The sequence below is a fragment of the Streptococcus sp. SPS1 genome, assembly GCF_030439915.1.
Lineage (GTDB): Bacteria > Bacillota > Bacilli > Lactobacillales > Streptococcaceae > Streptococcus.
Map to the genome: position 1 here is coordinate 108,298 of NZ_JAQFJG010000001.1, position 14,191 is coordinate 122,488.

The following is a 14,191-nucleotide window of genomic DNA, read 5'->3' on the forward strand; positions in this document are numbered from 1 at the left end:
TCCTTATTTTACCAAGTAGTCTTTCATCTCTTCCAGAGAAACTGGGTGAATGATCGCTGAACCAAGCTCTGGCACCAAGACCAATTTCAAGGTGTTGCCACGCGCCTTCTTATCATGAGTTAAAGCCTGATAAAGCTTGTCAACATCCCAGCTCTTATAGTCAACAGGCAAGCCAAATTTCTGACACATTTCTGTGATGGACTGGGTAATACCAGCTGGCATAAGGCCTTTTTCCTCAGCCACCTTGGAAATCTGAACCATACCCATAGCCACAGCCTCTCCATGCATGACTTTACCATAACCGGCAGTCGCTTCAATGGCATGGCCAATAGTATGGCCAAAATTGAGGTAAAGGCGGACACCATTGTCCAACTCATCCTCAACTACCATCTTGCGCTTAACCTGACAAGAATGTTCAATCAAAGTCTCTGCATGTTCCAGAATGCCCTCTACAGAACCATCTAGCTCCGTCAAAATTTTCCACAGTTCTGGATCCTCAATCAAGCCATACTTGATAACTTCACCCATCCCTTCAATCAACTCTCTCTTTCCAAGCGTTTCAAGAACAAGTGGATCAATCAGAACCCCATCTGGTTGGGCAAAGGTACCCACCATATTCTTAGCAAATGGAGTGTTAACGCCTGTCTTTCCACCGATAGACGAATCCACCTGGGCAGTTAAACTGGTCGGAATCTGAACAAAGTGAATACCCCGCATATAGGTAGAGGCTACAAAACCAGCCAGGTCACCAACAACACCGCCACCAAGAGCCACGATTCCATCGCTACGAGTCAGTCCTTGCTTGACTAAAAATTCATAGACTTTCTGAACAGTGATTAAATTCTTTCTTTCTTCCCCTTCTAAAAAGTCAAAAACTGCTACCTGAAAACCAGCATCTTCTAGGCTGAGCTTGACCTTCTCTGCATAAAGAGAAGCTACATGGTTATCTGTCACAATGACTATCTTTTGTGGTTGCCAGAGTTCTCGCAACCATTGACCAGCCTGAGCCAGACAACCTTTTTCAATCTGAATATCATAAGGATGATGAGGAATATCAATTCTGATTTTCATAGGAGAATCTCCCTTTCTTTATTGGTATTTTTCTGTTAAGGACTGCCAAATCTCTTCTGTCGGCATTTCCTTGCCTGTCCACAGTTGAAAAGCTTCTGCAGCTTGATAGAGCAACATCCCCAGACCATTGACGGCTGAATTACCCTGACTTCTGGCCCATTTTAAAAATGGCGTTTCAAAGGGTTGGTAAATAATATCTGCCACCAAGATAGTTTCTGGCAAATTGATGCTTTCAGGAACTGGGGATGATTGACCATCCATGCCCACACTGGTGGCATTAACCAGTAGATCCGACTCAGCAATCCTTTCCTGCAAGACAGAAACATCTTCTAAAGCATACAAGTCCACCTTAAAGCCTGTCTGCTCCTGTAACTTGTCTAGGTAAGGTCTTGTTTTTTCCATAGAAACTGAACGAACAAAGACCGAAATCTGACTGACGCCGTCCAAAATAGCTTGTGCCAAAATGGACTTGGCCGCACCACCTGCACCCAGCAGGGTCATCTTCTTACCTGTAATTGTAAAAGAAGGCAAGCTCTTAAAAAATCCCTTGCCATCTGTATTATATCCAATTAAATTGCCATTCTCATTGACGACCGTATTAACCGCACCGATCAAGCGCGCTTCGTCACTCAGCTCATCCAAATAAGGAATCACCTGCTCCTTATAGGGCATGGACAGGTTGATACCAAACATCTGGTAGCGACGAATATTGGCCACTGTTTCTGCCAAGTCACTCGCTTCAATCTCCCAAGCCACATAAGCACCATTGGTAGCTGTCGCCTCAAAGGCGTTGTTGTGAATAAAGGGAGAAATAGAGTGCTTAATAGGATTGGCAACAACTGCAGCTAAACGTGTATAGCCATCAAGCTTCATTCAAAATCTCCCTGATTTTTTTCATGTTAGCTAGGGAAATCTGACCAGGGGCACTGGCTTCATCCAGACTGGCAAAAGACCAACTCGAACCAGTCACACCCGCAGTGATACGAGAAACCTTGCCCACCTTGCCCATAGAAATGGTCACATATTCCTGTTCAGGATTGAGGGTTTTAAAGCCTCGTGTATAGTTCATCAAGTCTAATACATCCTGCTCCGTGTGAGCCATCACCGCAACCTTGACAAGTTTTGGATTTAGGCTCGTCAACTCTGACAAGATTTCCATCATATTTTCAGGTGTTTCTTGGAAATTGTGATAACTCAAAATGAGATTTGGAAAGTCCAACATTTCCTCAAAAACATCCTTGTAGCTATAGTACTCAAAATCAATATAGTCTGGTTGATAGAGTTGCGCCACTTCCTTGATTAGATGGATATATTCTTCTGGAGAAAGTTCGATTTCTCCCCCTTCAGAGCGAGTTCGCAGCGTGAAAACCAACTCACGACCTGCGAATTTTTCAAAAATAGCTGGAGCTACCTGCAAAATTGCTTCCTTAGGCAGATAGTCGGCACGCCATTCAATGATGTCGGCATCCAGGTACCTCGTGGCGTCCAGAGCCTGGGCCTCCTCTAAACTTCTTGGCATTACTGAAACGATCAATTTCATTTACTAACCTTCATACTAATCACCTTGAGGTAATTACTACTTTCATCTTTTTTATTATAGGCGAAGTCTGCTGGAAGACCGTATTTATTTAAAATCTGGTAACTTCTTCCTGCAAAGCCTTTATCAATTTGTTCTGTAAATTTCTGGCGGGAAACATTGGCAGCATTAGTACTGGCAATGATAATCCCTTCCGGATTTAAAATCTCAAGACTCTGGGAAATCAACTTGTGATAATCCTTGGCCACAGAGAACGTTTGTTTTTTGTTCCGAGCAAAGCTAGGCGGATCTAGGACAATCACATCGTAGGTCAAGCCTTTTCGCTTGGCATACTTGAAATATTCAAAGACATCCATGACTATAAAACGATGGTTGTCTGTGCTAAGTCCATTTGCCTGAAAATGCGCTTGAGACAATTCTCGTGAACGTTTGGCTAGGTCCACAGAAGTTGTCTGACTTGCTCCTCCCATGGCCGCAGCTACTGAAAAGGCTGCTGTATAAGAAAACATATTGAGCAAGGATTTGCCCATAGCCAAACCGTCAACTAAGCTACCTCGAACTTCATGCTGGTCTAGGAAAATTCCTGTCATCAAGCCATCATTCATAAAGACTTGATACAGGACTCCATTTTCCAGAACAGTGAAAAAGTCAGGTGCTTCTTGACCATAAACATGGGCTGATTCATAGTCCAAACCCTTAAAGCGTATCTTCTCATAGACCCCTAACACCTCAGGAAAAACCTGTCTAAAAGCTTCTGAGATAACCTTGCGAATCTGATAAACATAAGAGTTATACCAAGAAAAGACAGCATAGTCGCCATAAAGGTCCACTGTCAGACCGCCAAAGCCATCTCCCTCTTGGTTGAAGAGACGAAAGGCAGTTGTCAAATCATCTTGATAGTAGGCTTTTCTCTTTTCTTTGGCTTGTCTAAACAGTGTTTCAAAGAAAGCTTGATTGAAGGTCACCTTGTCCTTGCTAACAAACCAGCCCAAGCCCTTGTTTTGCTGCGAAAGGTAGGCAGTTCCAAGAAAGGTTCCTTCCTGACTCTGCACTTCTACTTCCTGATCCTTAAGATTGACATTCTCAAGATCACTGGCTTCTAGTAAAACTAGCCCCTTAGCGAGCTTCTTTTCAACCCTTTTGCTGACTCTTATTCTATTCATAACTACCATTATATCAAACTTTTAGACAATTCTCAAAAAAGAAACTACCCTTGCTTTTTTACTCTTCTTTTAAAAAATGGTATACTAATACTAATAAAAAATTAGGAAGTAAATGTGTGAAAAGCAATTTTAACAAAATCCAAAAAGCCATCGGTACCAGACTGGGTTTTGTCCTAACCCTTTTAATCCTATATTGGCTCAAAACCTTATTAGCCTATGCCGTTGACTTTAATTTAGATATTCAAGTGGGCAAGTTGCAGGGAAATTACCTTGCCTTTATCGCCTTTTTCAATCCCCTTCCTTTGGGGCTCCTCCTGCTAGCTTCAGCCCTCTATGCTCGCTCAACCAAGATCTTTTATGGTCTTAGTATAGCTATTTATAGCCTTTTATTCATTTGGCTCTATTCTAATGTCTTTTACTATCGAGAATTTAGCGACTTTATCACGGCTAATACCATGAAGGTGGTCAGCAAGGTGTCTGTCGGCACTGCAGAACTAGAGTTACTGCGTCCTTGGGATTTCATCTATTTTATGGATTTCCCACTGCTGACTTTCCTTTTCTATAAAAAATTCATCCATTTGGATAGGAGACCTTTCAAATTTCGCTCCAGTATTGCCATCACTGCTCTCTCAGCCCTGCTCTTTTCAGCTAATCTTTTTTTGGCTGAAATCGAGCGTCCCGATCTCCTATCGCGAGGATTTTCGAATTATTATGTTGTCCGCGCCCTTAGTCTACCCGCCTTTTTAGGCTATAGTGCCAACCAATCCTACAGTGCAAACAAGGAACGTGCCAAGGCTTCTGAGACTGACCTTCAACCTATTACAGATTATATTCAAGAGCATTCGGCTAAGCCCAATCCAGACTATTTTGGCTTGGCCAAAGGAAAAAATGTGATTTATCTCCACTTGGAGAGTTTCCAACAGTTCCTGATTGACTATAAACTCAACCTAGATGGAACTGAGCATGAAGTCACTCCCTTCCTAAATTCACTCTACCATTCGCAATCAACCCTAGCCTTTTCGAATATCTTTAACCAAGTCAAGGCTGGTAAAACCTCAGATGCGGAAACCATGCTGGAGACTGGTTTGTTTGGACTTGACCAAGGTTCCTTTATGGTTAACTATGGAGGTACCAATACCCAGCAGGCAGCTCCTTTTATCCTATCAAAAAACGGCTATCAATCGAGTGCCGTCTTTCACGGTAATATCGGGACCTTCTGGAATCGAAATACGACCTACAAACAATGGGGCTACCAATACTTCTTTGATGCTTCCTATTTTACCAAGCAAGACAGTAGCAATTCTTTCCAATATGGTTTAAATGATAAAATCATGATGAAAGATTCTATCCAATATCTGGAGCATTTGCAGCAGCCTTTTTATGCTAAGTATATCACGGTGTCCAATCACTATCCTTATGCTAGCAATCTGACAGGCGATGAGCTTGGTTTCCCACTGGCTAAAACCAAAGATGAAACAATCAACGGCTACTTCCAAACAGCTAACTATCTGGATAGTGCTATCAAGGCCTTCTTTGACTATCTCAAAGAAAGTGGCCTCTATGAAAAATCCATCATCGTCATCTACGGAGACCATTATGGTATTTCCAACTCCCGAAATCCTGAGCTGGCTCCCTTGATTGGCAAGACTTCTGAGAACTGGTCTAATTACGACAATGCCATGTTGCAACGAGTGCCTTTTATGGTGGTCATTCCTGGCTATGAAAAAGGACAAATCATCAATACCTACGGTGGACAAATCGATATCTTACCGACTCTCGAACACCTCCTTGGCATTGAGTCCAGTTCCTTCCTTCAAGTTGGACAAGACCTCCTATCACCAGACCACCAAGAAATCGTTGCCTTTCGGACTGCCAATTCCTTCGTCACACCAAAATACACCAGCTACGACGGACGAACCTACTATACTGAAAGTGGTCTCGAAATCAGTAATCTTGATGAACAAACTCAGACCGAACTGGAAAGCGTTCGGCAGGCAGCCAGCCAACAGCTAAAAATCAGTGACCAGATTCAAACTGGCGATTTGATACGTTTTTACCAAAAAGATCATCTTGGAAAAGTTGATACTGAAAGTATTTCTTACCTCAATTCCTTGCCAATTCTGCAAAAGATTGAACAGGAAAAAGGTAGTCAATCAACCAGTCTCTTTAGCCAACGACAAGGTAAAACCAGTACTGACCTTTTCAAGGCACCAAGTTACCAAGAACTCCACCCAGAGTCGGCAGAAACCGAATCAAAATCACAATAAAAAATGCTCTTCCGTCTTGGAGGAGCATTTCTTTTTATCAAATAAAATTCAAAGAAAATCAAAGAACAAACTAGAAAACTAGCCACAGGTTATACTCAATGAAAATCAAAGAGCAAACTAGGAAGCTAGCCGCAGGCTGTACTTGAGTACGGCAAGGCAAAGCTGACGTGGTTTGAAGAGATTTTCGAAGAGTATTAACTGTGAGATTGTAGACAGAGAGGTCGTACCTACAATATATGTCTGTCAAGTTTAGTGACGAAGATAGTAGAAGAAATATTAGGATATAAATCAGCTTCAGCAGGTATCTGGAAAATTTGATATTATAGAAAAGCCTTTTGTTACAAACTCAATATACTATCAATAAATAATATTATAGAAGCAAGAATAATTAAAATTTCACCTATTTGCATCATTCTATTTCGAACTTTAAATATATGTTCTATCAAAAATACTTGGATCACACACATTATAGGAATGAAAGTTTTTGAAATTGAAAAATATCCAAATAAATAAACTATAAACAACAATAATAGAACTAGATTATATTTCTTATTCAAAACATTCCTCCCTATATTTTTGATTACCAATCTTAATCATTTATAACTACATTCTAACAAACTATAAAAGCGTTTGTCGAATTGAATTTATCAAGCAAGCGACAACTAGCTCATCTTTTTTCTATTTCTGCCAATATGCGTGACAGGTAGTAATGATAGCCAAAAATAGCAAGAGCAAGCAAGAGGATAAGAACTCCTACTCCCAAGCTGATGGCAAGGATAGGGGAGAGAGACCGAACCAAGAATAAGCTCCCTATTACAAGGGCCATTAAGATTGCACTATAAATAAAAATCAAAACAATTGCTACTATACGATTTGAACGGTTCACCAGGTCCGTAATGCTACTCCAATTGGTTGACAGATTTTTCACGTCCTTAAGGTAATGGTGGCAAGAAAGGATGACACTGGCAAGGATCCATGCCACAAGGAGGTAAATCATCGAAAGGATGGGCAAGCCTAGATATAGAGAAAGGCCAAGTAAAGTCAGAACTGGTAAAAAGGACTGGACAGCAAATATAATCCAAAATTTCACTTTCACATAACGAGCAAAGTCAAAGGGTAAACTCTTAAGAAAATCAACATTTTCCCTCTCCAAGGATAAAGCAATTGAATGCAGGCTGGTGATATTGTTATTGACAACTGATATAAACAATCCTATAAAAAACAAGGGTAACCAGTATGGAGGATGAATATCTGGAACTATCTGAGAATCTCGAATTTTGGAAATCAGACCGATCATCATGAGATAAGGAAGGAAAGCACTTGTAAAAAGCACTGTAATCACGCCAGTTCCCTGTCCCAAGAGGGTGAAGTGGTAGCGTAAAACCATACGGAAAAATCCCTTTTTAGTAGTTGAAATTCTCTCCTTATTGCGACGTTCTTTCTTGACCTTCTCCTCACTGTTAAGCAGAATCACGTCATAAAAATGAGGAAGAACCTTCTTTTTGGTCAGGTAAAGCAAGAAAACAGTTAAAGCTATCCAAGCGAGCAGACCCAGTATGGCTTCTGTCGAAAAAGGCTCCACTGCTATTTTGTAAAAGATATGAAGAGGATAAAGGAGAAATGGAATGTCTCTAACTTTGTCAACAATACTTCCAAAAGTCGACTGTAGAAAGAGGACAAATATTAAAGGTATGAGAACTCCTATCCCAATCATCACATTGGCAAAAATAGACTGATACTTTCTGAAGACCGTAGTCTGAGCCAAGAAATGTACTGCCACTATCATCACTAAAGTCACAGAGACAAATAATAAGGCCAAGGACAGCAGCATCAAAGGCAAGCCCAGCCAAAGAGAAGGTGCTAGCCTAATATAGAGGACTAGAAAATAAGCTAGGATTGGTACAATTCCAGGCAGAGCTGGCAAGAGGACAGACAGTCCTTTAGCGATTATAATCTCTGATTCTTTAAAGGCATAGGGCCTATACGATACCAAATCCTTACTCTCATAAAAGACATTGTAAAAGGCAGTGAAAGAAGTTGAAAAGGCAAGCACCAGTAAAATAGCAACCATGCTACTAAAAAAACTTGGTATTTCCTCAAAAGGAAAATGAATAGCTATATTTATAAACATGATGAGCATCAAGAGACTGGAAAAAATGTAAGAACTTAGGACTCTAGCGGAAACATTTACTTTTTTTCCAGGATTTTTAGCTTGCTTCTTTCGTAGGTTAGCCAGATTAGCTTCTTGAGATGAATAGAGAATATTGATATCCACTAATTTTTTAATGACCTTGAGACGCATCTGAAACCTCCTCTTTTCTACCAGCAAGGCTAAGGTAGATACTTTCCAAAGACTGGTCTGGATGGTCTTTCCTCAAGTCCTCTACGCTACCACAATAGATCAAATGCCCCTTTTTTAAAATGGCAATCCGATCACAGACTTGCTCAGCTACCTCTAGGACATGGGTTGAAAACAAGACCGTCTTCCCTTTTTGCGCATGTTCCTTCATCATCTGCTTCAAATCAAAGGCAGCCTGGGGATCCAAACCAGTCAAGGGTTCGTCCAAGACCCAAATATCAGGATCAGACAAGAGTGCCCCGATGACAAAGACTTTCTGACGCATTCCGTGAGAAAGAGTTTCAATGACCTGATAGCGGTTTTCAGCAAAATCAAAAATTTTCAATAGCCTAGCTAGACTAGCCTCCAAGTCAGAGTTGCTCAGATCATAGGATGAGGCAATCAATTCCCAAAATTCATTGGCTGTTAAGCGTAAAAATAAGTCAGGCGAGTCTGCTACGTAGCCAATCTTTCGTTTAATAGCCAAGCGATTTTCCGATAAATCCTGACCATCTACCAAAATACGACCACTGCTGGGCGAAATGATACTGACTAGGGATTTTATGGTAGTCGATTTTCCAGCACCGTTATGGCCAATCAAGCCCATAATCTCCCCATTTTTAATCTGCAAATTGAGATTGCTCAAGGCCTCTTTATCACCATACAACTTACTAACATTTTGAAATTCAATCATGGGATGACTCCTATCTTTATCTATATCACATACTATTATACTAGCACTTTGATACAAAAAAATCAATACTTTATTTTAAATCATTAAAATAGTTTTCTTCTTTTACGCAAACGTTTGCTCTAACCAATACTTTATGATAGAATAAAGAACAAGATTGACAAGTAAGAGGAAACATCATGCAAAATCAAACACTCATGCAATACTTTGAATGGTATCTGCCCCACGACGGCCAGCACTGGGCGCGTCTGGCTGAAGATGCTCCACACCTAGCTCATCTGGGGATCAGTCACGTCTGGATGCCACCAGCTTTCAAAGCTACCAATGAAAAAGACGTAGGCTATGGGGTCTATGACTTATTTGACCTTGGAGAATTTAACCAAAAAGGAACTGTCCGCACCAAGTATGGTTTCAAAGAAGACTATCTTCAAGCCATTCAAGCCCTAAAAGCACAGGGAATTCAACCAATGGCCGATGTGGTGCTCAATCACAAGGCTGCAGCCGATCACAGGGAAGCCTTTCAGGTCATCGAAGTGGATCCTGTAGACCGTACGGTTGAACTCGGAGAACCTTTCACCATCAATGGCTGGACTAGCTTTACCTTCGATGGTCGCCAAGATACCTATAATGACTTCCACTGGCACTGGTACCACTTCACCGGTACAGACTACGATGCCAAACGTCGCAAGTCTGGGATTTATCTCATCCAAGGGGACAACAAGGGTTGGGCAAATGAGGAATTGGTCGATAATGAAAACGGTAACTATGACTACCTCATGTATGCCGACCTAGACTTTAAACATCCTGAAGTCATCCAAAATATCTATGACTGGGCTGATTGGTTCATGGAAACGACTGGTGTAGCTGGTTTCCGCTTGGATGCCGTCAAACACATTGACTCTTTCTTTATGCGCAATTTTATCCGCGATATGAAGGAAAAATACGGTGAGGATTTCTATGTTTTTGGTGAATTTTGGAACCCAGACAAAGAAGCCAATCTGGACTATCTCGAAAAAACGGAAGAACGCTTTGACCTTGTCGATGTTCGTCTCCACCAGAATCTCTTTGATGCTAGCCGAGCAGGTTCCAACTATGACCTTCGTGGCATTTTCACAGATAGCCTGGTTGAACTCAAACCTGACAAGGCTGTAACCTTTGTCGACAACCACGATACCCAACGAGGACAGGCTCTTGAGTCTACTGTTGAAGAATGGTTCAAACCAGCAGCCTATGCCCTCATTCTATTACGCCAAAATGGCCTTCCATGTGTCTTTTACGGCGACTACTATGGAATTTCAGGGCAGTATGCTCAAGAAGATTTCAAAGAAGTTCTTGACCGCCTCCTAGCCATCCGAAAAGATTTGGCTTATGGAGAACAAAATGACTACTTTGATGATGCTAACTGTATCGGTTGGGTCCGTTCAGGTGCTGAACATCAATCCCCAATCGCAGTCCTTATCTCAAATGACCAAGAAAACAGCAAGTCAATGTTTGTCGGCCAAGAATGGGCTAACCAAACCTTTGTAGATTTACTTGGCAACCACCAAGGTCAAGTTACAATCGATGAGGAAGGTTATGGACAATTCCCAGTCTCAGCTAGATCCGTAAGTGTCTGGGCAGCCAATACAATCTAATAGTCAATAATTATCAAGCCGGGTCCAATCGGATTTGGCTTTTTTGGTATGAAAAAGACCTACCCAAATGGATAGATCTTTAAACTCAATGAAAATCAAAGAGCAAACTAGGAAGCTAGCCGCAGGTTGCTCAAAGCACTGCTTTGAGGTTGTAGATAAGACTGACGAAGTCAGTCACATATAAAATCCAAGGCAACGCTGACGTGGTTTGAAGAGATTTTCGAAAAGCATAAAATGATTGACAAAGAATTTTAGAAAATTTCCTTTAGAAAACAAAGACCTACCCAAATGGATAGATCTTTACTTGATTACAATTTACCTGCTACGGCATCCAACAATTCTCGGATCTTAGCTTGGTTGCTTCCTCCTGCCATGGCCATGTCTGGTTTACCACCACCACGTCCATCGACGATTGGTGCTAATTCTTTGACAAGGTTTCCTGCATGAAGGTCTTTTGTCTTGCTGGCTACAAGGACATTGACTTTGTCACCGATAGCAGCAACTAGGACAAGAAGATCAGAGTAGTCTTTTTGTTTCCAGTTATCTGCAAAGGTACGAAGGGCACCGGCATCTGATACAGACACTTGACTAGCAATGTAACGGTGGCCATTGACTTCCTTAACGTCTTTGAAAATATCGCCCGCGGCTGCAGCTGCGGCTTTTTCTTTCAACTCAGCATTTTCTTTTTGAAGTTGACGAAGTTGTTCTTGAAGTCCTTCTACCTTGTGAGGTACTTCCTTGACTTGAGGTGCTTTCAAGGTTGCTGCGACAGCTTTAAGAGCGTCTTCTTGTTCACGGTAGGCTTCAAAGGCTTCCTTACCAGTCACTGCCAAGATACGGCGAGTTCCTGATCCGATACCTTCTTCTTTGACAATCTTGAATAGGCCAATTTCAGAAGTGTTGCCAACATGGGTACCACCACAAAGCTCGATAGAGTAGTCACCGATAGTAACAACACGGACTTCCTTGCCGTATTTCTCACCAAAGAGAGCCATAGCTCCCATTTCTTTAGCAGTGTCAATATCCGTTTCAACTGTCTTCACTTCAAGAGCTTCCCAGATTTTCTCGTTGACTTGCTGTTCAATGGCACGCAATTCTTCAGCAGTCACTGCTTGGAAGTGGGTAAAGTCAAAGCGAAGGAATTCAACTTCGTTAAGAGATCCTGCTTGTGTTGCGTGGTTTCCAAGGATATTGTGAAGAGCCGCATGGAGCAAGTGAGTAGCAGTGTGGTTTTTCATGACACGGTGACGACGATTTGTATCGATTGCCAGCGTATATTCTTGGTTCAAGGCAAGCGGTGCAAGGACTTCAACCGTGTGAAGAGCCTGTCCGTTCGGAGCTTTTTGAACATTTGTCACAGTAGCCACAACCTTACCTGACTCATCCAAGATTTGTCCGTGGTCAGCGACCTGTCCACCCATTTCAGCGTAGAATGGCGTTTCCGCAAAGATAAGAGAGGCAGTTCCTTCTGACACAGCTTCTACTTCTGCATTGTCAGCCACGATAGCCACCAATTTAGAAGACAATTGGCTAGCATTGTAGTTGAAGACACTTTCTACAGTGATGTTTTGAAGGGTTTCATTTTGCATCCCCATTGAGCCACCCTTAACAGCTGACGCACGCGCACGTTCTTGCTGTTCTTTCATAGCTGCTTCAAAACCTTCACGGTCTACAGTCATACCAGCTTCTTCAGCGATTTCTTCAGTCAGTTCAACTGGGAATCCATAAGTGTCGTAAAGTTTAAATACATCTGAACCAGCAATGACAGATTGACCTTTTTCTTTCAAGTCAGCTACAATGCCTTGGGCAAAGTGTTGACCTGAGTGAAGGGTACGGGCAAATGATTCTTCTTCGCTCTTAACGATTTTTTCGATAAAATCACGTTTTTCAAGCACTTCTGGATAGTAGCTTTCCATGATTTTTCCAACAGTTGGAACGAGTTTGTAAAGGAAAGGCTCGTTGATACCCAATTTTTGACCATGCATAGAAGCACGACGGAGAAGACGGCGAAGGACGTAACCACGACCTTCATTTCCAGGAAGGGCACCATCACCGATGGCAAATGAAAGGGAACGGATGTGGTCAGCGATGACCTTGAAGCTCATGTTGTCGCCATCTTGGTCATAAACCTTACCAGATAATTTCTCCACTTCACGAATGATTGGCATGAAGAGGTCTGTTTCAAAGTTAGTCTTAGCCCCTTGGATAACTGCAACCAAACGCTCCAAACCTGCGCCCGTATCAATGTTCTTGTGTGGCAATTCCTTGTACTCGCTACGAGGAACAGCAGGGTCTGCGTTAAATTGTGACAAAACGATATTCCAGATTTCTATGTAACGGTCGTTTTCGATATCTTCTGCAAGAAGACGAATACCAATATTTTCTGGGTCAAAGGCTTCTCCACGGTCAAAGAAAATCTCTGTATCTGGTCCAGAAGGTCCTGCACCGATTTCCCAGAAGTTGTCCTCAATAGGAATCAAGTGACTTGGATCCACTCCCACTTCAATCCAGCGGTTATAAGAATCTTTATCATCTGGGTAGTAAGTCATGTAAAGTTTTTCAGCTGGGAAGTCAAACCATTCAGGGCTTGTCAAAAGCTCATAAGCCCAAGTGATGGCTTCGTCACGGAAGTAATCTCCGATAGAGAAGTTCCCCAACATTTCAAACATGGTATGGTGACGTGCAGTCTTCCCTACGTTCTCGATATCGTTAGTACGAATAGCCTTTTGGGCATTGGTAATACGTGGATTTTCAGGGATAATGGTCCCGTCAAAGTATTTCTTAAGCGTTGCTACCCCAGAGTTGATCCACAAAAGTGTTGGGTCATTTACAGGAACCAAGCTCACTGATGGTTCTACAGAGTGACCTTTGGTCGCCCAGAAATCAAGCCACATTTGGCGTACTTGTGCACTAGATAGTTGTTTCATATTGTCTCCTTATTTACTTGTTTAATGTGATTGGCTCTCCAGCATTTCCACATAGTCAATCGCGACACAGAGGGAAATGACTAGGTCTGCATAAGCGTCCTCAAGAACCGTTACGGTATAGGTAGAGGTCAGATGGAAGAGTTCCTTCTTAATTTCCGCAATCAGCTGATCGCGATCATCCAGCAATTTGAAATTCAAATCCCAGATATTGCCTTCGATACGAAGACCTAGATTATCAAACTCATACTTATCTCGCCAGAAGGTCAACTTCTTACGAATGACAAAACTCGAGCCATCCCGAAGCTGAATCTCAAAACGAGGAAGCAAGGTCAAGATTTCTTTACTGATCTGACTGACCTGTTCACCAGTCGCATCATAGATGGTAAAGGTTTTAGGAATCTTAAAAAATGATCCCTCTACCTGATAGACGATTTCTCCCCTGTCATCCTTGATAGCGAAGCGTTCGCCTCCAAGACGAAACTTTTGTTTGACAAGAAATGTTTTCATCAACACCTCCAAAAATCAAAAGACAAGCTCATATCACGAAGGGCGAAAAACCGCGG

Annotated in this window: 10 protein-coding genes; 2 read left to right on the forward strand and 8 right to left on the reverse strand. The window is 42.0% G+C overall.

Features of this window, described 5'->3' with window-relative positions; translation table 11 throughout:
• Nucleotides 1-3 precede the first annotated feature (3 nt).
• Genes aroB through PCY12_RS00600 form a run of 4 tightly spaced genes read right to left on the reverse strand, consistent with a single transcriptional unit; the run spans nt 4 to nt 3,771 of the window.
• Complete coding sequence (gene aroB, locus PCY12_RS00585) at nt 4-1,071, reverse strand: 3-dehydroquinate synthase (RefSeq protein WP_173214110.1); 1,068 nt, start codon at nt 1,069-1,071, stop codon at nt 4-6.
• A gap of 18 nt (nt 1,072-1,089) precedes the next feature.
• Entirely contained in the window at nt 1,090-1,944 is an 855-nt protein-coding gene (locus PCY12_RS00590; RefSeq protein ID WP_173214108.1) for a shikimate dehydrogenase, read from the reverse strand.
• Nucleotides 1,934-2,611, reverse strand: a complete 678-nt coding sequence (gene aroD / locus PCY12_RS00595) for a type I 3-dehydroquinate dehydratase (RefSeq protein ID WP_173214106.1) — start codon at nt 2,609-2,611, stop codon at nt 1,934-1,936. Before aroD ends, PCY12_RS00590 begins: the two co-directional genes overlap by 11 nt.
• Nucleotides 2,608-3,771, reverse strand: a complete 1,164-nt coding sequence (locus tag PCY12_RS00600; RefSeq protein ID WP_173214104.1) for a class I SAM-dependent rRNA methyltransferase — start codon at nt 3,769-3,771, stop codon at nt 2,608-2,610. Before PCY12_RS00600 ends, aroD begins: the two co-directional genes overlap by 4 nt.
• 116 nt (nt 3,772-3,887) lie before the next feature.
• Between PCY12_RS00600 and PCY12_RS00605 the strand changes: the two genes are divergently transcribed.
• The gene (locus PCY12_RS00605) at nt 3,888-6,038 is read left to right on the forward strand and encodes an LTA synthase family protein (protein ID WP_301351092.1); all 2,151 of its coding nucleotides are present in this window, start codon (nt 3,888-3,890) and stop codon (nt 6,036-6,038) included.
• 667 nt (nt 6,039-6,705) lie between these two features.
• Here the strand turns inward: PCY12_RS00605 and PCY12_RS00610 are convergent.
• Together PCY12_RS00610 and PCY12_RS00615 are read right to left on the reverse strand one after the other, a co-directional pair.
• Complete coding sequence (locus PCY12_RS00610; RefSeq protein WP_301351093.1) at nt 6,706-8,340, reverse strand: hypothetical protein; 1,635 nt, start codon at nt 8,338-8,340, stop codon at nt 6,706-6,708.
• A complete protein-coding gene (locus tag PCY12_RS00615) occupies nt 8,321-9,070 on the reverse strand; it encodes an ABC transporter ATP-binding protein (RefSeq protein WP_301351094.1) in 750 nt (249 codons plus the stop codon). Before PCY12_RS00615 ends, PCY12_RS00610 begins: the two co-directional genes overlap by 20 nt.
• Before the next feature lie 176 nt (nt 9,071-9,246).
• Here PCY12_RS00615 and PCY12_RS00620 point away from each other — a divergent pair, with 176 nt between their 5' ends.
• Nucleotides 9,247-10,701 (forward strand): alpha-amylase, encoded by a 1,455-nt coding sequence (locus PCY12_RS00620; protein WP_301351095.1) that lies wholly within the window; start codon nt 9,247-9,249, stop codon nt 10,699-10,701.
• Between the two features lie 308 nt (nt 10,702-11,009).
• Here the strand turns inward: PCY12_RS00620 and alaS are convergent, their stop codons facing one another.
• Entirely contained in the window at nt 11,010-13,628 is a 2,619-nt protein-coding gene (alaS, locus tag PCY12_RS00625; protein ID WP_301351096.1) for an alanine--tRNA ligase, read from the reverse strand.
• Nucleotides 13,629-13,649: 21 nt separating this feature from the next.
• Nucleotides 13,650-14,135, reverse strand: a complete 486-nt coding sequence (locus tag PCY12_RS00630) for an LURP-one-related/scramblase family protein (RefSeq protein ID WP_301351097.1) — start codon at nt 14,133-14,135, stop codon at nt 13,650-13,652.
• Nucleotides 14,136-14,191: the final 56 nt, after the last annotated feature.